This is a genomic window from Streptococcus salivarius, assembly GCF_009738225.1.
GTDB lineage: Bacteria > Bacillota > Bacilli > Lactobacillales > Streptococcaceae > Streptococcus.
In genome coordinates this window covers 1514570-1538130 of sequence record NZ_CP018187.1, presented here as the reverse complement: position 1 = coordinate 1538130, position 23561 = coordinate 1514570, and the positions used below count along the sequence as shown (strand labels likewise).

Sequence of the window (23561 nt, the reverse complement as noted above, 5' to 3'; positions counted from 1 at the left end):
GTCTTTTTCTACCATTTGTCAAGTATAATACGGTTTCGAACTCAACATTATTTCTGATAGAGTATAATGGGAATTTTTTGAGAAATAGTTCAAGCCATTTTTTCTGACATTTGAGCATATAAAAACGACACCTTATCTGGCATTTTTTGAAATGGCAGAATAAGATTGCTTTGCCAGTCCAACTAACTTTTCAGCTATGTTGCCTATTCTGTTCTCTGAAATACGTTTAGAGGTGGACTGGCGAAAAGTCTCTTTCAACTCAACTTCTGATAATTCTAGCACCCAATGCTTGGTTGGGAAGATGGAAACAAGATTCCAATATTGCTCACCTGTAGGAGTAGATAGTAGATTTTCGATTTCTGGGAAGGCGACTTGAAGAACTTTGTGCAGCCTATTCTTCGTCCTTACGATATCCTCTGTCAGATTTTGGTAGAATCGACTAAGATCATGCAAGTTTTGATAGACTTTTTCTTGAACATAAGTTGGCTTACGGTTTAAAACGAATTGTGACGAAGCTAGTTTCTCTGCATAAATCTTATCGGTTTTCCGAACTCGTAATCCATCAAGTTGCTTCTTAGCTTCCAAAGGATTAAGACGTGTATAGTCATAGCTGTTTTCTTCTAGAAAAGCTTGGAGTCGGCGAGAGTAGACACCAGTAGCTTCGAAAATAATTTCAGGGTTGCTCACGGTCTTTAGATCCTTCAGTAGATGAGAAAATCCGATAATGTCATTAGGCATAGTATATCCATGAACCCTTTTACCATTCACAAGAATAGCGACTTCTGAGCTTGCTTTACTCACATCAATTCCAAAAACTACTCGCATGATATTACCTCTTAGTCTTGAATGATTCCTTGCTTTAGTGATGCCATTTTCAATACTCGACGTTTTTCGTCCCACATACTTTGATAACATTCTTCCTAAAACAGGTGTCTTGTCAGTTTTAGTTACGACGTCTAGCGCCAAAGGACTCATCGACTTAACAAGACACCTCTACTTTAACATAACGAAAAAGTAGTGAGTACTTTCTCCCGTCGGAGATTTCCTTACTACTAATCTTAGTATGTTTTATTTGTTATGATAGGGAGATAATACTAACTCAGGTAATTCGTTCATTTATTTTTTACCTTTCTCTTTAAATAGTTTTAGAGTGTTTCTTAAATATAAACTAAAACTTTTGAAATTGTTATGTAATTATGACTTTTCAAAATTGTATTGCAAATAGTAACAAGTTTCTCACTCTATAATAAGACTTTTTAATCTGGTACATGTACTAAATATTTTTTTAAAGTAAAATAATTTATTTATCAAGTATTTTATAGTTTTATTTTTCATTTTGTTGTCAAATCAATATTTTTAATAAATTAAATGTTATTTTATCTTTTTTTTACAAATCAACAAAATCTGTATTAATTAATTTTTATATTGATAAATATTTTGAAAGAAAAAAGTTTGATTTTCTAATATTTGTTATAAATCGAAAAAATAGAACTAATAAAGTAAGTGAAACATTATAAAATAAATGTTTTGAGCTCTAATTGTATAAGTTAAATTATTTTCCAAGATTTTCATTTTGAGTGAGAATCTCTCGATTATTAGAAAATTATGTTATAATGTGATAAAGATTTCTATCAATGGGGTAAAGGTAGAATGAGGCAAATATGTTTTTCAGACGAAATGCAGGTAAATATCGCGAAACAGATCGCGTAACTCGTTTCAAACTTATCAAATCAGGAAAAAACTGGCTTCGGGCAGCAACTGCTAACTTTGGACTTTTCAAAGTTGTTAAAGGAAGTGCAGATGCGCCGTCAGTTTCAGCGCAAAGTGTTGAGGAAAAAACACCGGTTCTCTCAGGTCAAGCATTACTAAAAGGAATAGCGGCTGCGGGTGCATTGGCTGGAGGTGCAGTTACGACTTACACTGCTCAAGCCGAGGAGATGACAAGTCCTGCTTTGGAGAGACAGCTAACTGCTAATCAAGATGTGACAGCTAACTCTGACTCAGTTGTATTGAGTACAGCGTCTGTTTCTGAAGCTTCAGTGGTAGCGTCAACAAGTCAAGAGTCTACCAGTTCTTCAGTTGACACCCAAGCAAGCACAGATGCATCTATATCATTATCCCAATCAGTTTCCCAATCTGTATCCCAATTGTTATCAGCTGAATTGTCACAAGCTATCTCAGAATCAGCATCTCTAAGCAAGGAATACTCTACCTCTGAGAGCCAGTCTCACACTGAAAGTGCTAGTGGTTCAAACTCAGAATCAGTTTCTGAATCAGCAACTTCAACAAGATCAGCTACCTCTGAGACAGCGACTCAAGATGACAAAAAAACAATCTTGGATCAAAACGTTTCAGAAGCAGAGTTGCTCGTTAATATAGCTAAAAATTACCAAGCAAAATTAACAGATACAGCTGCAAAAGCTGAAATCCAAACAGCTATTGCATCAGTTCAGGAAGAAGTTGCCAAATCAACAACCTTGCTTGCTGCATCAGCAACAAACGCTGCTTATGCTGAACAACGTGAGCGCCTTGGAAGTGCCGTTGAGGGTATGCTAACCAAGATTACAAATGCAGGTTTCAACGGGAATTCTACAGTTAGTGGTAGCCCGGCAATTATTTCAAATCTTAATTTAGCGAAGGGTGAAACTAAGGTTTATATTGGAAGTGGGACAGATACAGTTTATAATGTCCCAATCTATTATAAATTGACAGTGAAAAACGATGGAAAGAAACTCACATTTGTCTATAATATTTCATATGATAATCCAGCAACCTCGACAATCGAGAAACATACAAAAATAGGATATAACCACACACTATATAATACTGGAACAGGTGCGAATTCGACACAACCAATGTTTACACTTGGGAAAGGTTTGGGTACACCATCAAGTGTAACAAGTTATCTTACCGATTCTTCAGGGGCTAGATTTACAAATAACAATAGGCTTAGAGATAATACTACTCCTATTGATGCCAAGAATCCTGGATATACATGGGCAAATGGTGCACAACTAACCGGCTACTTTGCAAGACAAGGCTATGGATTAACCTCAACGTGGACTGTTCCTATCAATGGTGAAGATACTTCCTTTACCTTTACACCTTATGTAGGTGCGGACGATGATCCTACTTTTACTAACTATTTAAATGGTAAAATTGTTGAATCAGATACTACTAGTCAATCCCGTAGTCTCTCACAAAGTTTATCTATTGTTCAGTCCACGGTAGTTTCAAATTCTGTCTCTAAGAGTCAGGCTACTTCGAAGTCAGTTTCGCAATCTCTTTCGACAGTGGCCTCAGAATCGATTAGAAAGTCAAATGAAACTAGCAGATCTTTATCCACTAGCGAATCATTGCGGACAAGCTTATCCCAGAGTCAATCTACAAGTCATCGAATATCACAATCGGTGAGTACAAGTTCTTCATTGAGTGCATTTAATTCGCAAAGTTTATCAAGCTCAATAAGTCAATCAACGAGTCAGCGACTATCACAATCAGCAAGTACAAGTTCTTCATTGAGTACATCAAGATCGCAAAGTCTTTCTAGTTCGATAAGTCAATCTTTATCGACGAGTGCAAGTAGATCTGCTAGCGCCTCAGCTCGAATAAGCTTGTCTCAGAGTCAATCAACGAGTCAGCGACTATCACAATCAGCAAGTACAAGTTCTTCATTGAGTACATCAAGATCGCAAAGTCTTTCTAGTTCGATAAGTCAATCTTTATCGACGAGTGCAAGTAGATCTGCTAGCGCCTCAGCTCGAACAAGCTTGTCTCAGAGTCAATCAACGAGTCAGCGACTATCACAATCAGCAAGTACAAGTTCTTCATTGAGTACATCAAGATCGCAAAGTCTTTCTAGTTCGATAAGTCAATCTTTATCGACAAGTGCAAGTAGATCTGCTAGCACCTCAGCTCGAACAAGCTTGTCTCAGAGTCAATCAACGAGTCAGCGAATGTCTGAGTCAGCAAGTGCGTCAGAATCAGCAAGTACTTCAGCATCAGCAAGTGCGTCTGAGTCAGTAAGCGCCTCTGAGTCAGTAAGCGCCTCAGCCTCAGCAAGTGCCTCTGAGTCAGCAAGTGCCTCGGCTTCAGCAAGTGCGTCAGAATCAGCGTCTGCATCTGAGTCAGTAAGTGCCTCGGCTTCAGCAAGTGCGTCAGAATCAACAAGCGCCTCTGAGTCAGCAAGTGCGTCAGCCTCAGCAAGTGCGTCAGAATCAGCGTCTGCATCTGAGTCAGTAAGTGCCTCGGCTTCAGCAAGTGCGTCAGCCTCAGCAAGCGCCTCAGAATCAGCAAGTACATCAGAATCAGCAAGTGCCTCAGCCTCAGCAAGTGCGTCAGAATCAGCAAGTACTTCAGCCTCAGCAAGTGAGTCTGAGTCAGTAAGTGCCTCGGCTTCAGCAAGTGCGTCAGCCTCAGCAAGTACATCAGCCTCAGCAAGTACATCAGAATCAGCGTCTGCATCTGAGTCAGTAAGTGCCTCGGCTTCAGCAAGCGCATCAGCCTCAGCAAGTACTTCAGAGTCAGCAAGTGCGTCAGCTTCAGCAAGTGCGTCTGAATCAACAAGTGCGTCAGCGTCAGCAAGTGCTTCTGAGTCAGCAAGCGCCTCAGAATCAGCAAGCGCCTCTGAGTCAGTAAGTGCATCAGCGTCAGCAAGTGCGTCAGCCTCAACAAGCGCCTCAGCTTCAGCAAGCACCTCAGAATCAGCAAGCGCCTCTGAGTCAGTAAGTGCATCAGCGTCAGCAAGTGCGTCAGCATCAGCCTCAGCAAGTGCCTCGGCTTCAGCAAGTGCGTCAGCATCAGTCTCAGCAAGTGCCTCGGCTTCAGCAAGTGCTTCAGAATCAGCAAGTGCGTCAGCCTCAGCAAGTACATCAGAGTCAGCAAGCACCTCAGCTTCAGCAAGTGCGTCAGCCTCAGCAAGTACATCAGAATCAACAAGTGCCTCAGAATCAGCAAGTACATCAGAATCAGCAAGCGCCTCAGCCTCTGTAAGTGCGTCTGAGTCAGTAAGCGCCTCTGAGTCAGCAAGTGCGTCAGCCTCAGCGTCAGCTTCAGCAAGTGCATCAGCTTCAGCAAGTGCGTCAGCCTCAACAAGCGCCTCAGCTTCAGCAAGCACCTCAGAATCAGCAAGTGCGTCTGAGTCAGTAAGCGCCTCTGAGTCAGTAAGCGCCTCTGAGTCAGCAAGCGCCTCAGCCTCAGCAAGCGCCTCAGCTTCAGCAAGTGCCTCTGAGTCAGTAAGCACCTCAGCTTCAGCAAGTGCGTCAGCTTCAGCCAGCGCCTCGGCTTCAGCAAGTGCGTCAGCCTCAGCAAGTGCATCTGAGTCAGCAAGCGCCTCAGAATCAGCAAGTACATCAGAATCAGCAAGCGCCTCTGAGTCAGCTTCAGCAAGTGCCTCGGCTTCAGCAAGTGCGTCAGCCTCAGCAAGTACATCAGAGTCAGCAAGCACCTCAGCTTCAGCAAGTGCGTCAGCCTCAGCCTCTGAGTCAGCTTCAGCAAGTGCGTCAGCCTCAGCAAGTGCATCTGAGTCAGCAAGCGCCTCAGCTTCAGCAAGTGCGTCAGCCTCAGTAAGTTCTTCAGAATCAGCGTCTGCCTCTGAGTCAGTAAGTGCCTCGGCTTCAGCAAGTGCGTCAGCCTCAGCAAGTACATCAGAATCAGCGTCTGCATCTGAGTCAGTAAGTGCCTCGGCTTCAGCAAGCGCATCAGCCTCAGCAAGTACTTCAGAGTCAGCAAGTGCGTCAGCTTCAGCAAGTGCGTCAGCTTCAGCAAGTGCGTCTGAATCAGCAAGTGCGTCTGAATCAACAAGTGCGTCAGCGTCAGCAAGTGCTTCTGAGTCAGCAAGCGCCTCAGAATCAGCAAGCGCCTCTGAGTCAGTAAGTGCATCAGCGTCAGCAAGTGCGTCTGAGTCAGTAAGCGCCTCTGAGTCAGTAAGCGCCTCAGCCTCAGCAAGTGCCTCTGAGTCAGCAAGTGCCTCGGCTTCAGCAAGTGCGTCAGAATCAGCGTCTGCATCTGAGTCAGTAAGTGCCTCGGCTTCAGCAAGTGCGTCAGAATCAACAAGCGCCTCAGCCTCTGTAAGTGCGTCTGAGTCAGTAAGCGCCTCTGAGTCAGCAAGTGCGTCAGCCTCAGCGTCAGCTTCAGCAAGTGCATCAGCGTCAGCAAGTGCGTCAGCCTCAACAAGCGCCTCAGCTTCAGCAAGCACCTCAGAATCAGCAAGTGCGTCTGAGTCAGTAAGCGCCTCTGAGTCAGTAAGCGCCTCTGAGTCAGCAAGCGCCTCAGCCTCAGCAAGCGCCTCTGAGTCAGCAAGTGCGTCAGCCTCTGTAAGTACTTCAGAATCAGCAAGTGCCTCTGAGTCAGCAAGTGCGTCAGAGTCAGCAAGCGCCTCAGCTTCAGCAAGTGCCTCTGAGTCAGCTTCAGCAAGTGCCTCGGCTTCAGCAAGTGCGTCAGCCTCAGCAAGTACATCAGAGTCAGCAAGCACCTCAGCTTCAGCAAGTGCGTCAGCCTCAGCCTCTGAGTCAGCTTCAGCAAGTGCGTCAGCCTCAGTAAGTTCTTCAGAATCAGCGTCTGCCTCTGAGTCAGTAAGTGCCTCGGCTTCAGCAAGTACATCAGAATCAGCAAGTGCGTCAGAGTCAGTAAGCGCCTCAGCTTCAGCAAGTGCGTCTGAGTCAGTAAGCGCCTCAGAGTCAGCAAGTGCGTCAGCCTCAGCAAGTGCGTCAGCCTCAGCGTCAGCTTCAGCAAGTGCATCAGCGTCAGCAAGTGCGTCAGCCTCAACAAGCGCCTCAGCTTCAGCAAGTACATCAGAATCAGCAAGCGCCTCTGAGTCAGCTTCAGCAAGTGCCTCGGCTTCAGCAAGTGCGTCAGCCTCAGCAAGTACATCTGAGTCAGCAAGCACCTCAGAATCAGCAAGTGCGTCAGCCTCAGCAAGCGCCTCTGAGTCAGCAAGTGCGTCAGCCTCTGTAAGTACTTCAGAATCAGCAAGTACATCAGAATCAGCAAGCACCTCAGAGTCAGCAAGCGCCTCAGCTTCAGCAAGTGCGTCAGCTTCAGCAAGTACATCAGAATCAGCAAGCACCTCAGAATCAGCAAGTGCGTCAGAGTCAGCAAGCGCCTCAGCTTCAGCAAGTGCGTCAGCTTCAGCAAGTACATCAGAATCAGCAAGCACCTCAGAATCAGCAAGTGCGTCAGCGTCAGCAAGTGCGTCAGCCTCAGCAAGTACATCAGCCTCAGCAAGTGCGTCAACTTCAGCAAGTGCGTCAGCGTCAGCAAGTGCGTCAGCGTCAGCAAGCGCCTCAGCTTCAGCAAGTGCGTCTGAGTCAGTAAGCGCCTCGGCTTCAGCAAGTGCGTCAGCCTCAGCAAGTGCATCTGAGTCAGCAAGCGCATCAGAATCAGCAAGTACATCAGAATCAGCAAGTACATCAGAATCAGCAAGTGCGTCAGCGTCAGCAAGTGCGTCAGCCTCAGCAAGTACATCAGCCTCAGCAAGTGCGTCAACTTCAGCAAGTGCGTCAGCGTCAGCAAGTGCGTCAGCGTCAGCAAGCGCATCAGAATCAGCAAGTGCGTCAGCTTCAGCAAGTGCGTCTGAGTCAGTAAGCGCCTCGGCTTCAGCAAGTGCGTCAGCCTCAGCAAGTGCATCTGAGTCAGCAAGCGCATCAGAATCAGCAAGTATATCAGAATCAGCAAGTACATCAGAATCAGCAAGTACATCAGCCTCAGCAAGTGCGTCAACTTCAGCAAGTGCGTCAGCGTCAGCAAGTGCGTCAGCGTCAGCAAGCGCCTCAGCTTCAGCAAGTGCGTCTGAGTCAGTAAGTGCATCTGAGTCAGCAAGCGCCTCTGAGTCAGTAAGTGCCTCGGCTTCAGCAAGTACATCAGAATCAGCAAGTGCGTCAGAGTCAGTAAGCGCCTCAGCTTCAGCAAGTGCGTCTGAGTCAGTAAGCGCCTCAGAGTCAGCAAGTGCGTCAGCCTCAGCAAGTGCGTCAGCCTCAGCGTCAGCTTCAGCAAGTGCGTCAGCGTCAGCAAGTGCGTCAGCGTCAGCAAGCGCCTCAGCTTCAGCAAGTGCGTCAGCCTCAGCAAGTGCATCTGAGTCAGCAAGCGCCTCTGAGTCAGCTTCAGCAAGTGCGTCAGCCTCAGCAAGTACATCAGCCTCAGCAAGTGCGTCAACTTCAGCAAGTGCGTCAACTTCAGCAAGTGCGTCAGCTTCAGCAAGTGCGTCAGCCTCAGCAAGTACATCAGAGTCAGCAAGCACCTCAGCTTCAGCAAGTGCGTCAGCCTCAGCAAGTACATCAGAATCAACAAGTGCCTCAGAATCAGCAAGCGCCTCAGCCTCTGTAAGTGCGTCAGCTTCAGCAAGTGCGTCAGCATCAGCCTCAGCAAGTGCTTCAGAATCAGCAAGCGCTTCAGAATCAGCAAGCGCTTCTGAGTCAGTAAGCACCTCAGCTTCAGCAAGTACATCAGCGTCAGCAAGTGCGTCAGCGTCAGCAAGTGCGTCAGCGTCAGCAAGCGCCTCAGCTTCAGCAAGTGCCTCTGAGTCAGCTTCAGCAAGTGCCTCTGAGTCAGTAAGCACCTCAGCTTCAGCAAGTGCGTCAGCTTCAGCCAGCGCCTCGGCTTCAGCAAGTGCGTCAGCCTCAGCAAGTGCATCTGAGTCAGCAAGTGCGTCAGCATCAGCAAGCGCTTCTGAGTCAGCTTCAGCAAGTGCTTCAGAATCAGCAAGCGCTTCTGAGTCAGCTTCAGCAAGTGCTTCAGAATCAGCAAGCGCCTCTGAGTCAGCTTCAGCAAGTGCGTCAGCCTCAGCAAGTACATCAGAGTCAGCAAGCACCTCAGCTTCAGCAAGTGCGTCAGCCTCAGCAAGTGCGTCAGCCTCAGCAAGTACATCAGCCTCAGCAAGTGCGTCAACTTCAGCAAGTGCGTCAGCGTCAGCAAGTGCGTCAGCGTCAGCAAGCGCCTCAGCTTCAGCAAGTGCGTCTGAGTCAGTAAGCGCCTCAGCTTCAGCAAGTGCGTCTGAGTCAGTAAGCGCCTCGGCTTCAGCAAGTGCGTCAGCCTCAGCAAGTGCATCTGAGTCAGCAAGCGCATCAGAATCAGCAAGTACATCAGAATCAGCAAGTACATCAGAATCAGCAAGTGCGTCAGCTTCAGCAAGTACATCAGAATCAGCAAGTGCGTCAGCGTCAGCAAGTGCGTCAGCCTCAGCAAGTACATCAGCCTCAGCAAGTGCGTCAACTTCAGCAAGTGCGTCAGCGTCAGCAAGTGCGTCAGCGTCAGCAAGCGCATCAGAATCAGCAAGTGCGTCAGCTTCAGCAAGTGCGTCTGAGTCAGTAAGCGCCTCGGCTTCAGCAAGTGCGTCAGCCTCAGCAAGTGCATCTGAGTCAGCAAGCGCATCAGAATCAGCAAGTATATCAGAATCAGCAAGTACATCAGAATCAGCAAGTACATCAGCCTCAGCAAGTGCGTCAACTTCAGCAAGTGCGTCAGCGTCAGCAAGTGCGTCAGCGTCAGCAAGCGCCTCAGCTTCAGCAAGTGCGTCTGAGTCAGTAAGTGCATCTGAGTCAGCAAGCGCCTCTGAGTCAGTAAGTGCCTCGGCTTCAGCAAGTACATCAGAATCAGCAAGTGCGTCAGAGTCAGTAAGCGCCTCAGCTTCAGCAAGTGCGTCTGAGTCAGTAAGCGCCTCAGAGTCAGCAAGTGCGTCAGCCTCAGCAAGTGCGTCAGCCTCAGCGTCAGCTTCAGCAAGTGCGTCAGCGTCAGCAAGTGCGTCAGCGTCAGCAAGCGCCTCAGCTTCAGCAAGTGCGTCAGCCTCAGCAAGTGCATCTGAGTCAGCAAGCGCCTCTGAGTCAGCTTCAGCAAGTGCGTCAGCCTCAGCAAGTACATCAGCCTCAGCAAGTGCGTCAACTTCAGCAAGTGCGTCAGCTTCAGCAAGTGCGTCAGCCTCAGCAAGTACATCAGAGTCAGCAAGCACCTCAGCTTCAGCAAGTGCGTCAGCCTCAGCAAGTACATCAGAATCAACAAGTGCCTCAGAATCAGCAAGCGCCTCAGCCTCTGTAAGTGCGTCAGCTTCAGCAAGTGCGTCAGCATCAGCCTCAGCAAGTGCTTCAGAATCAGCAAGCGCTTCAGAATCAGCAAGCGCTTCTGAGTCAGTAAGCACCTCAGCTTCAGCAAGTACATCAGCGTCAGCGTCAGCAAGTGCGTCAGCGTCAGCAAGCGCCTCAGCTTCAGCAAGTGCCTCTGAGTCAGCTTCAGCAAGTGCCTCTGAGTCAGTAAGCACCTCAGCTTCAGCAAGTGCGTCAGCTTCAGCCAGCGCCTCGGCTTCAGCAAGTGCGTCAGCCTCAGCAAGTGCATCTGAGTCAGCAAGTGCGTCAGCATCAGCCTCAGCAAGTGCTTCAGAATCAGCAAGCGCTTCTGAGTCAGCTTCAGCAAGTGCTTCAGAATCAGCAAGCGCTTCTGAGTCAGCTTCAGCAAGTGCTTCAGAATCAGCAAGCGCCTCTGAGTCAGCTTCAGCAAGTGCGTCAGCCTCAGCAAGTACATCAGAGTCAGCAAGCACCTCAGCTTCAGCAAGTGCGTCAGCCTCAGCAAGTACATCAGAATCAACAAGTGCCTCAGAATCAGCCAGCGCCTCAGCCTCTGTAAGTGCGTCAGCTTCAGCAAGTGCGTCAGAGTCAGCAAGTGCGTCTGAGTCAGCAAGTGCTTCAGAATCAGCAAGTACATCAGAATCAGCAAGTGCGTCAGAGTCAGCAAGCGCCTCAGCTTCAGCAAGTGCGTCAGCTTCAGCAAGTACATCAGAATCAGCAAGCACCTCAGAATCAGCAAGTGCGTCAGCTTCAGCAAGTGCGTCTGAGTCAGCAAGTGCCTCGGCTTCAGCAAGTGCTTCAGAATCAGCAAGCGCTTCTGAGTCAGTAAGCACCTCAGCTTCAGCAAGTGCGTCAGCCTCAGCAAGTGCATCAGCTTCAGCAAGCGCCTCTGAGTCAGTAAGTGCCTCGGCTTCAGCAAGTGCGTCTGAGTCAGCAAGTGCGTCAGAGTCAGCCAGCGCCTCAGAATCAGCAAGTTCTTCAGAGTCAGTAAGCGCCTCAGCCTCAGAAAGCACCTCAGCTTCAGCAAGTACTTCAGAATCAACAAGTGCCTCGGCTTCAGCAAGCGCCTCAGCTTCAGCAAGTGCATCTGAGTCAGCGTCAGCCAGCGCCTCAGCCTCAGTAAGTACTTCAGAATCAGCAAGTGCGTCAGAGTCGGCAAGCGCCTCTATTTCGGCTTCTAATTCTGTAATTTCAAGTAAAGGTCAGCCAGCCATTCTATCACTTGAAAGCCTAGATATTGAAAGCGTCATTGCCTCAGATTCTATCAGTACATCATCAAGCGTTTCAGAATCAGAGTCAGCATCATTGAGTGTCTCATTGAGTGAATCACAATCTGCCTCAGTAAGTGCTTTGATTTCTGCAAGTGAGTCTGTATCGTTGAGTGAAGCACAAAGTGCAAGTGTGTCTGTGTCAGAATCAGCAAGCACATCTGCTTCAGCGTCATCGAGCGCATCCGCTTCAGAATCAGAGTCAGCTTCTACATCAGTAAGTCTTTCAACCTCTGCCTCAACAAGTGCTTCAGTGTCTGCCTCATTGAGTGTCTCAGAATCAACTTCTGAAGTGAAAGATCCTAAACACAAACGTGGTAGCCAAGCGCTTCCTAAGACTGGTGAGAAAGACTCATCATTAGGTATGGTCTTGGGTGCTTTGGCAACTGCAACAGGTCTCGCCTTTCTTGCTAAACGTAAGAAAGATGAAGAAGAAAGTGAAGACTTCTAAGTCTTAGTAAGTTTAATCATTATCTTCTAGCGAGATAATCAAATATCCCCTATCGATTAGAGTGATTTCCTAATTGGTAGGGGATTTTTTTTAGTTTGATATTCTAAAAATACAAATAGTTTTAATAAGTCTTAGGGTTACCATTATTATCGTATTTTTAGGGGGATGAAAGAAGTGATTAATTGCTAGAAAGCAATCTTGAAATGAGATTTTTTGCTTAATTTTATGATAAAATTTAAAGGAGTGTTTTAATCAAAAATAAATGGAGTATATATGTTCTTTAGAAGGAATGAAGGTCAATATCGTGAAACCGATCGTGTGACACGCTTTAAATTGGTTAAGTCAGGGAAGCACTGGCTTCGTGCGGCGACGTCGAATTTTGGTCTTTTCAAGGTGCTTAGAGGAGGCGTGGATACACCGTCTGTTGCTGGCCATCAGGTAGAGGTGGATGCACCTGCTTTTTCAGGTCAGACAGTGCTTAAGGGAGTGCTTGCAACGGGGGCCTTGTTAGGTGGTTCTGTTGCGACTCAAGTAGCTCATGCAGATGAAATGACTAATCAGCCGATTTTGGAAAGTGAAGCAGGAGCTAAGACTGATCTTTTGGCTGCATCTGATTCCGTTGTTCTTGGAAATATGGAGTCTGTGTCCAGTGTTCAAGAGAGTCAAGTAAATAGTCAAGAGTCATCAGAAACTGCGTCAAGTCAGACTTCGGAGGCTTCTTTGAGTGAGTCTTTATCACGTAGCCAATCGGTGTCTGCTTCTGAATTAGCTTCAAGATCGACATCCTTGTCATTGAGTGCCTCGCTTTCTGCTTCCTTGTCAGCTTCATTAACTTCTAAGTCGGAATCAGTAAGTCAGACGGATTCTTCTTCACATAGTCTGTCAGAGAGCGCAGCTGAAAAATCATCAGAGCATAGTGCAAGTGCATCTGTTCAGTCAGTTAGCAAGAGTGATAGTGGTAGCGACTCTAAAGTAGGGCTATCCCTTGTCAGCTCAGAGTCAACTTTGTTAAACACATCCTTGACATCTGAAGTGCAAACGAATCGCCAATTATCTGATACGGCGACTGGGCTACTAGCTGCCTCGGTTGTGGCTGATGCTGAGCGTTTAGAACAAGAAAAGCGTCTCAAAGATTTAGCCTTAGACATTTATACCTATAAAGCTCAAGCTGTTGATTTGCCAAATACGGAGGTTGCTATTCTCAAGGGAGATAAAGCCTTGGATGCCATTCGTGTCAGTCTGGCTGATCGTGATAGCGATGTGTCTCCTACGATAACTCAGGCTCGTCAGGCTAGAAATAGTCTTGCCAATGCGGTGCTTCGTGCGACATCTGGTCAGCGTGATCCTCGTAATGGTTCTCGCATTGATGCTGATAGCAACCTCCGTGCACCCCAGTATAATTTAGGTCTGGCTAACAATGCCTTGATTTCTGTTTATAACTCTGACTACATCAATCAAGCTTATAATGTTGTTGAAACCATTCCTACACGAAATAGTATTAAAAGCATTGGCTACGCTTCTGGTAGTGATCGAGTGAATGGCATCAACGTGCCTCAGACCTCTGCATTGAAAAATAGTGCAGTCGCCTTTAATATTGTGGGGACTGTTGGGCAGACAGAGGTCGTAACGCCTGGGAAAATTTATAATGTTTCTTTTGTAGTGACTAATACGGCTAGGCAGTCAGTGACACGTACGCTTCGTATTCAGGTTTTGCCACAAAATGATGGCATTCGTAATCCGATTACGGCGGTGACAACGGGGACTTATGTTAATGACACAAGTAATCTCGCTCAAGCCGAAAAAGATAAGGTTTGGGAAGCGTTTAAGGCTACTAATCCAAATATTGCCACTTCAAAGGATTTTAAATCTTATTCCGTTTCATCATCTGGTGTGGTAACCATTACTTATAAAGATAACACCACTAATGATGTGACGGCTCCAGTGAAGCGACTAGCAGCACCAACCGTTGAAACGAGATTATTGGACAAGGCTTACACACAGACGCCTGTAACGGTGACGGGAGCTGAGCCAGGTTCCACAGTCGTTCTATATAATAATGACGACGAAGTGGGAACAGCTGTGGCAGATGCTTCGGGTCAAGCGATTGTGACGCCGACTGTTAAGTTACAAACAGGTGGTGTAACAGCCAAAGCTCGCATCATGTATGGTGATTATGCGGTGTATTCCGATGCTAGCAATTCCGTGGCTGTAACGGACGGAACGCGTCCTGAAGTGACGGCCAAGTTGACTGTTGATGGTGTGGAACCTAAGTCAACGCCTCTCGAAGGCGGTGGGAAAAACTATACCCTCTATGCTGGTGATGATGCTGTTTTGACTTTCACAGCTACAGATGACAGTGGCAAGCTTAAAGAAATGAAAGTTGTTGCAAGAGCCGATTTGAATGACAATGCCTTGAACGGCAATTTCTTTGGTAGTAGCCAGTACGGAACTGGTAATATTGCACCGATTACGGGAGATATCACAGCTACGACTGATAATCCTGCAACCATCACAACGACCATTCATTTGAAGGATGACCTTTATCATTCTTTCCGAAACACATGGCAACGTAATGTTGCTGCTATTGACAATGCGTCAAATATGAACCGTCCAAATGGTTTGGGTGAGATTCGTATTACTCAGGGTCGCTTGTCAGATCGTACACCGGGTGTGGCGCCGACAAGCACTATTCAGGTGACCAGCCTGACTGCCTTAACAGATGCAGATAAGAGTAAGATTATTGAGGCTGTATCTGCCTTGAATCCAGAGGTCGCTAACCGTATTAAGTCTTATACGGTTAATAGTGATGGTACGGTAACGATTACTTATAAAGATAGTACGACCAATGTTGTGACGGTGAAATTGTCGGATAGTGATTACAGCCAGTCAGTGTCGCAAAGTGCCAGTCAGTCTAAGCAGGAATCTATTTCTCAAAGTCGAAGTGAGTCTGTTAAGCAATCTGCATCGACTAGCCTTTCATTGAGCACGGTAGCCTCAAAAAGTGTTTCAAGTTCTTTGAGTGAATCTTTGAAGACCAGCCAATCTCGAAGTCAATCTGCTTCAACAAGTGCGTCTTTGAGTACTGTGAAGTCAGCGAGTGTCTCAAGTTCTTTGAGTGAGTCCTTGAAGATGAGTCAATCTCGAAGTCAATCTGCATCAACAAGTGCGTCTTTGAGTACTGTGAAGTCAGCGAGCGTTTCAAACTCCTTGAGTGAGTCTTTGAAGACGAGCGTTTCACAAAGTGAATCCGCTTCAACAAGTGCGTCTTTGAGTACTGTGAAGTCAGCGAGTGTCTCAAGTTCCTTGAGTGAGTCTTTGAAGACGAGCGTCTCACAAAGTCAATCTGCTTCAACAAGTGCGTCTTTGAGTGCTGAGAAATCGGCGAGCGTTTCAAGTTCATTAAGTGAGTCCTTGAAGACCAGCGTTTCACAAAGTGAATCCGCTTCAACAAGTGCGTCTTCGAGTACTGTGAAGTCAGCGAGTATCTCAAGTTCCTTGAGTGAGTCCTTGAAGACTAGCGTTTCACAAAGTCAATCTGCATCAACAAGTGCGTCTTTGAGTACCGTGAAATCAGCGAGTGTCTCAAGTTCTTTGAGTGAGTCCTTGAAGACAAGTCTCTCACAAAGTGAATCCGCTTCAACAAGTGCGTCTTTAAGTACCGTGAAATCAGCAAGTGTCTCAAGTTCCTTGAGTGAGTCCTTGAAGACGAGCGTTTCGCAAAGTGAATCAGCATCAGCGAGTGCGTCTTTGAGTACTGTGAAATCAGCGAGTGTCTCAAGTTCCTTGAGTGAGTCCTTGAAGACCAGCGTTTCACAAAGTCAGTCAGCATCAACGAGTGCGTCTTTGAGTGCTGAGAAATCGGCGAGCGTTTCAAGTTCATTAAGTGAGTCCTTGAAGACCAGCATTTCACAAAGTGAATCCGCTTCAACAAGTGCATCTTTGAGTACCGTGAAATCTGAGAGCATTTCAAGTTCCTTGAGTGAGTCCTTGAAGACTAGTATTTCGCAAAGTGAGTCTGCTTCAACGAGTGCTTCTTTGAGTGTTGAGAAATCAGCAAGTGTTTCAAATTCCTTGAGTGAGTCCTTGAAGACAAGCGTCTCACAAAGTGAGTCAGCTTCAACAAGCACATCTTTGAGTGCCGTGAAATCAGCTAGTGTTTCAAGCTCATTAAGTGAGTCCTTGAAGACAAGCGTTTCGCAAAGTGAGTCAGCTTCAACAAGCACATCTTTGAGTGCCGTGAAATCGGAGAGCGTTTCAAGTTCATTAAGTGAGTCCTTGAAGACTAGCGTTTCGCAAAGTCAATCAGCCTCAACAAGTACATCTTTGAGTGCCGTGAAATCGGCGAGCATTTCAAGTTCCTTGAGTGAATCCTTGAAGACAAGCATCTCACAAAGTGAGTCCGCTTCAGAGAGTGCGTCTGTTTCAGAGTCGAAATCCGTATCAAATTCCGAATCAGCCTCAGCGAGTGTATCAGTGTCTGAATCGCAATCAGTCTCAACTTCCGAGTCAGCTTCAGAGAGTGCTTCAGTTTCCGAGTCACAATCAGTTTCTAATTCAGAATCAGCTTCAACAAGTGCATCAGTGAGCACATCACAGTTAGAGTCAAATTCAGTCTCAGCTTCAGAAAGTGCATCAACTTCAACATCTCAGTCTGAGTCGAACTCAACTTCAGCCTCAGTAAGTGCGTCAACATCAACATCACAGTTGGAGTCAAATTCAGTCTCAGCTTCAGAAAGTGCGTCAACATCAACATCTCAGTCTGAATCGAACTCAACTTCAGCATCTGAAAGTGCATCAACATCGATCTCTCAATCAATCTCAAATTACGAGTCAGCTTCAGAGAGTGAGTCAGTATCTGAATCGCAGTCAGTCTCAAACTCAGAGTCAGCCTCAGAGAGTGAATCAACATCAGCTTCACAATCCGAATCAAACTCAGTTTCTACTTTAGTGAGTGAATCAACGTCAGCGTCACAATCAGAATCGAACTCAGTTTCAACTTCAGAGAGTGAATCAACATCGACATCACAATCCGAATCAAACTCAGTTTCAACTTCAGAAAGTGAATCAGTAAGCACATCACAATCCGAATCGAACTCAGTTTCTACTTCAGAAAGTGAATCAACGTCAGCGTCACAATCCGAATCAAACTCAGTTTCAACTTCAGAGAGTGAATCAACATCGACATCACAATCCGAATCGAATTCAGTTTCAGCTTCAGAGAGTGAATCGACGTCAGCTTCACAATCCGAATCAAATTCAGTCTCAACCTCAGAGTCAGCTTCAGAAAGTGCATCAGTAAGCACATCACAGCTGGAATCGAATTCAGTTTCGACTTCCGAGAGTGAGTCAACATCGACATCACAATCCGAATCAAATTCAGTTTCAACTTTAGAGAGTGAATCAACGTCAACATCTCAGTCTGAGTCGAACTCAATTTCAGCATCTGAAAGTGCCTCAATTTCAGCATCACAATCCGAGTCAACCTCAGTTTCTACTTCCGAGAGTGAATCAACATCGACATCACAATTCGAGTCAAACTCAGTTTCGACTTCCGAGAGTGAATCGACATCAGCATCACAATCCGAGTCGAATTCAGTTTCAGCTTCAGAAAGTGTATCAGTAAGCACATCACAGCTGGAATCAAATTCAGTTTCAACTTCAGAGAGTGAATCACTTTCAGAATCACAGTCAGTTTCAAATTCAGAGTCAGCCTCAGTCAGAGAATCAATTAGTGAGTCACAATCTGCCTCAAATTCAGAGTCAGCCTCTGTAAGTGAATCAACGTCAGCGTCACAATCCGAATCGAACTCAGTTTCAGCTTCAGAAAGTGAATCAACGTCAGCTTCACAATCCGAATCGAATTCAGTTTCTGCGTCAGAAAGTGAATCAACGTCAGCATCACAATCCGAGTCAAACTCAGTTTCTACTTCAGAAAGTGAATCAACGTCAGCATCACAATCCGAGTCACATTCAGTTTCTACCTCAGAGAGTGAATCGACATCAGCTTCACAATCCGAATCAAACTCAGTTTCGATTTCAGAAAGTGAATCAATTTCAGAATCACAGTCTGTTTCTAATTCAGAGTCAGCTTCAGTCAGCGAATCAATTAGTGAGTCACAATCCGAGTCAAACTCCGTTTCAACTTCAGAAAGTGAATCAACATCAGCATCACAATCCGAATCGAACTCCGTTTCAACTTCAGAAAGTGAATCGACGTCAGCTTCACAATCCGAGTCAAACTCCGTTTCAACTTCAGAAAGTGAATCAACGTCAGCATCACAATCCGAATCGAATTCAGTTTCAACTTCAGAGAGTGAGTCAACGTCAACATCACAATCCGAATCGAATTCAGTTTCTACTTCAGAGAGTGAGTCAACATCGACATCACAATCCGAATCAAACTCAGTTTCAGCGTCAGAAAGTGAGTCGACATCAGCATCACAATCTGAGTCAAACTCAGTTTCTACTTCAGAAAGTGAATCAGCGTCAGCATCACAATCTGAGTCTAACTCCGAATCAGCGTCAGAGAGTGCATCTGTCTCAGAATCACAGTCTGTATCAAACTCCGAATCAGCGTCAGAGAGTGCATCAGTCAGCGAATCACAATCAGTATCTAATTCCGAGTCAGCGTCAGAGAGTGCATCAGTCAGCGAATCACAATCAGTGTCTAATTCCGAGTCAGCATCAGAAAGTGCGTCTGTATCTGAATCACAATCAGTGTCTAACTCAGAGTCAGCATCAGAAAGTGCGTCTGTCTCAGAATCACAGTCTGTATCAAACTCCGAATCAGCGTCAGAGAGTGCATCAGTTTCTGAATCACAGTCTGTTTCAAACTCAGAGTCAGAATCAGTAAGTGTATCAGTAAGCGACTCACAATCAGTGTCTAACTCAGAATCAGCATCAGAGAGTGCGTCAGTTTCTGAATCACAGTCTGTTTCAAACTCCGAATCAGCCTCAGAAAGTGCATCAGTTTCTGAATCACAGTCTGTATCAAACTCAGAATCAGCCTCAGAAAGTGCATCAGTTTCTGAATCACAGTCTGTATCAAACTCCGAATCAGCCTCAGAAAGTGCATCAGTTTCTGAATCACAGTCTGTTTCAAATTCAGAATCAGCCTCACTAAGTGAATCAGTTTCAGCTTCACAGTCTGAATCGAACTCAGTTTCTACTTCAGAGAGTGAATCAACGTCAGCTTCACAATCCGAATCGAATTCAGTTTCTACCTCAGAGAGTGAGTCGACATCAATGTCACAATCCGAGTCAAACTCAGTTTCTACTTCAGAAAGTGAATCAAATTCAGAATCACAGTCTGTTTCAAATTCAGAATCAGCTTCAACAAGTGAGTCATTTTCAGCATCACAGTCTGTTTCAACTTCCGAGTCAGCCTATGTAAGTGCGTCTGTTTCAGTCTCACAATCAGTGTCTACTTCAGAATCAGCGTCAGAGAGTGCATCAGTTTCAGAATCACAGTCTGTATCTAATTCCGAATCAGTCTCAGAGAGTGCATCAGTTTCTGAATCACAATCAGTGTCTAATTCCGAATCAGCGTCAGTAAGTGAATCCATTTCAGCATCACAGTCTGCTTCAACTTCAGAATCAGCGTCATTAAGTGCGTCAGTTTCAGAATCACAGTCTGTCTCAAATTCCGAATCAGCATCAGTAAGTGAATCAGTCTCAGCATCACAGTCTGCTTCAACATCAGAGTCAGCGTCATTAAGTGAATCCATTTCAGAATCACAGTCTGTCTCAAACTCAGAGTCAGCATCAGTAAGTGAATCAATTTCAGAATCACAATCAGTGTCTAATTCCGAATCCGCTTCATTAAGTGCGTCAGTTTCAGAATCACAGTCTGTTTCAAACTTCGAATCAGCGTCAGTAAGTGAATCAGTTTCAGCTTCACAGTCTGAATCGAACTCAGTTTCATCGTCAGTAAGTGAATCAATTTCAGAATCACAATCTGCCTCAACTTCCGAGTCATCGTCAGAAAGTGAGTCAACATCAGCGTCACAATCCGAGTCGAATTCAGTTTCGACTTCAGAGAGCGAGTCAATGTCGACATCACAATCCGAGTCAAACTCAGTTTCTACCTCTGAGAGCGAATCAACATCAACATCGCAATCCGAGTCAAACTCAGTTTCGACTTCAGAGAGTGAATCAACATCAGCATCACAATCCGAGTCAAACTCAGTCTCAGCTTCAGAAAGTGCCTCAACGTCAACATCACAATCCGAGTCAAATTCAGTTTCAGCTTCAGAAAGTGCATCAGTAAGCACATCACAACTGGAATCGAATTCAGTTTCGACTTCAGAGAGTGAGTCGACATCAGCATCACAATCCGAGTCAAACTCAGTTTCTACTTCAGAAAGTGCCTCAACTTCAACATCTCAGTCTGAGTCGAACTCAACTTCAGCCTCAGTAAGTGCGTCAACATCAACATCACAGTTGGAGTCAAATTCAGTCTCAGCTTCAGAAAGTGCCTCAACGTCGACATCACAATCAGTATCAACTTCTGAGTCATCCTATGTAAGTGCGTCAGTGTCTGAATCACAGTCTGTTTCCAACTCAGAGTCAGCCTCAGAGAGTGAGTCGACATCAGCTTCACAATCCGAATCAAATTCAGTTTCAGCCTCAGAGAGTGAGTCGACATCAGCGTCACAATCCGAATCAAATTCAGTTTCGACTTCAGAAAGTGCGTCAATCTCTGAGTCACAATCAGAGTCGAATTCCGTTTCAACTTCAGAGAGTGAGTCAGTTTCGGAATCACAGTCTGTCTCAAACTCAGAGTCAGCTTCAGAAAGTGCTTCAGTATCTGAGTCACAATCGGTTTCAAATTCAGAGTCAGCCTCAGTAAGTGAATCAATTTCAGAATCACAATCTGTATCAAATTCTGAATCCGCTTCAGAGAGTGCTTCAGTTTCAGAATCACAGTCTGTTTCAAATTCTGGGTCAGCATCATTGAGTGCGTCAGTGTCTGAATCACAATCAGTGTCTAATTCAGAATCATCGTCAGTAAGTGAATCAATTTCTGAATCACAGTCTGTTTCAAACTCAGAATCAGCCTCAGAGAGTGCATCAGTGTCTGAATCACAATCTGTCTCAACTTTCGAATCCGCATCAGAAAGTGCATCAGTAAGCGAATCACAATCAGTGTCTAATTCCGAGTCATCGTCAGTAAGTGCTTCTGTATCAGAATCACAATCAGAGTCTAACTCAGAATCCGCATCAGAAAGTGCGTCAGTATCTGAGTCACAATCCGCTTCAACTTCAGAGTCAGCCTTAGTAAGTGCGTCAATTTCGGATTCACAATCAGTCTCAAATTATGAGTCAGCTTCAGAGAGTGAGTCAGTCTCTGAGTCGCAATCAGTCTCAAACTCAGAATCAGCATCTGTAAGCGAATCAATTTCTGAGTCACAATCAGTCTCAAACTCAGTTTCATCGTCAGTAAGTGCATCAGTTTCAGTTAGTGAGTCATCATCATTGAGTGAATCACAGAGCACAAGCGCATCCGTTTCGGCTTCTGAATCAGCATCATTGAGTACATCGAGCTCATTAAGTGCTTCTGTATTTGAAAGTCAATCTCAAGCCTTCAGTGCTTCAATTTCTACAATCATTTCAACTGTTGAGTCTATTTCGAACTCGGCTTCAAGCTTCATTTCAACAAGTGAATCGATTTCGACATCTAATTCAGCATCATTGAGTGAGTCGGCGTCATTGAGTGCATCCGTTTCTGGATCACAATCAGTCTCTAATTCAGTGTCTGCATCAACAAGTGCTTCTGTCTCAGCATCACAGTCTATTTCAAACTCAGTTTCAGCGTCAGAGAGCGAGTCAATATCAGCTTCACAATCCGAGTCAAACTCAGTTTCAGCGTCATTAAGTGCATCAGTTTCTGAATCACAGTCTGCTTCAACTTCAGAGTCAGCGTCAGTAAGTGAATCAATCTCAGAATCACAGTCTGTATCTAACTCCGAATCAGCATCAGAGAGTGCCTCAGTTTCTGAATCACAGTCTGTATCTAATTCAGAATCAGCGTCAGAAAGTGCATCAGTTTCAGCTAGTGAGTCAGCATCATTGAGTGAATCGCAGAGCACGAGTGCATCAGTTTCGGCTTCTGAATCAGTATCATTGAGTACTTCGAGCTCATTAAGTGCTTCTGTATTTGAAAGTCAGTCTCAAGCTTTCAGTGCTTCAATTTCTGCGATTATTTCAACTGTTGAATCTGTTTCGAACTCGGCTTCAAGCTTCATTTCAACAAGTGAATTGGTTTCGACATCTAACTCAGCATCCTTGAGTGAGTCGGCGTCATTGAGTGCATCTGTTTCAGGATCACAGTCAGTCTCTAATTCAGTGTCTGCATCAGAAAGTGCTTCTGTCTCAGCATCACAGTCTATTTCAAACTCAGTTTCAGCTTCAGTCTCAGCCTATGTATCAGAATCACAATCAGTCTCAAATTCAGTGTCTGCATCAGAAAGTGCTTCTGTCTCAGCATCACAGTCTATTTCAAACTCAGTTTCAGCTTCAGTCTCAGCCTATGTATCAGAATCACAATCTGCCTCAACTTCAGAGTCATCGTCAGAAAGTGAATCGACATCAGCTTCACAATCAGAATCAAATTCAGTTTCGACTTCAGAGAGTGAATCAACGTCAACATCACAATCTGAGTCAAACTCAGAGTCAGCATCATTAAGTGCTTCAGTTTCAGCTAGTGAGTCTGTATCCTTGAGTGAATCACAGAGCACAAGTGCATCAGTTTTGGCTTCTGAATCAGCATCCTTGAGTGAGTCAGCGTCATTGAATGCATCTGTTTCAGGATCACAATCAGTCTCTAATTCAGTGTCTGCATCAGAAAGTGCTTCTGTCTCAGCATCACAGTCTATTTCAAACTCAGTTTCAACTTCAGTCTCAGCGTCAGAATCAGCAAGCGCAGCCGCTTCAGAAAGTTCTTCGATTTCAACAAGTGAGTCTGTATCGTTGAGCGAATCGCAAAGTGCAAGTGCATCTGCATCAGAAACTGCTTCATCAAGCGTTTCAGTATCCGAGTCAGCATCTACATCAGTATTCTTGAGTGCCTCTGAAAGCACAAGTACTTCAACGTCATTGAGTACATCAGCGTCAGCAAGTACATCCGCTTCAGTCTCAGCCTTAGAATCGACTTCAGTAAGTGTCTCAATTTCAGAGTCGCAGTCAGTATCGAACTCCAAGTCCGTTTCAGAGAGTGCGTCTGTGTCTGAATCAGAATCCATTTCAAACTCAGAATCAACTTCAGTAAGTGAGTCAGTCTCAGAATCACAGTCTGTGTCAACCTCAGTAAGTACTTCGATTTCAGCTAGTGAGTCTGTATCGTTGAGCGAATCACAAAGTGAAAGTGCATCCGAGTCTGTATCAGCAAGCACATCTGCTTCAGTCTCAGCGTCAGAATCAGCGAGCGTATCCGCTTCTACATCAGTATTCTTGAGTGCCTCTGAAAGCACAAGTGCATCAACAAGTATTTCAACATCATTGAGTACTTCAGCAAGTCTTTCAACCTCTGCCTCAATGAGTGCCTCAGAATCAACTTCTGAAGTGAAAGATCCTAAGCACAAACGTGGTAGCCAATCACTTCCGAAGACTGGTGAGGAAAACTCATCATTAGGTATGGCCTTGGGTGCCTTGGCAACTGCAACAGGTTTCGTCTTTCTTGCCAAACGTAAGAAAAATGAAGAATAGGTCGAAGATTATTCGTATTTCAGAATTGTAATAGTCTTTGCAATGCTCAGATAAGCACAAAAAAACACCTTCATGTTAGCTAACCAT

General features: G+C 45.4%; 2 protein-coding genes and 1 pseudogene. 2 read left to right on the top strand and 1 reads right to left on the bottom strand.

Going from position 1 to position 23561, the window contains the following annotated elements; translation table 11 throughout:
• Positions 1-138 precede the first annotated feature (138 nt).
• Positions 139-825 (bottom strand): annotated as a pseudogene (locus tag BSR19_RS07245) (IS110 family transposase); the annotation flags it as partial.
• Between the two features lie 836 nt (positions 826-1661).
• Between BSR19_RS07245 and BSR19_RS07240 the strand changes: the two are divergent.
• Positions 1662-11768 carry an accessory Sec-dependent serine-rich glycoprotein adhesin gene (locus tag BSR19_RS07240; protein ID WP_156247089.1) on the top strand — a complete coding sequence of 3369 codons (10107 nt, stop codon included), beginning with the start codon at positions 1662-1664 and terminating at the stop codon, positions 11766-11768.
• 273 nt (positions 11769-12041) lie between these two features.
• The gene (locus BSR19_RS11810; RefSeq protein ID WP_156246904.1) at positions 12042-23474 is read left to right on the top strand and encodes an accessory Sec-dependent serine-rich glycoprotein adhesin; all 11433 of its coding nucleotides are present in this window, start codon (positions 12042-12044) and stop codon (positions 23472-23474) included.
• Positions 23475-23561 lie beyond the last annotated feature (87 nt).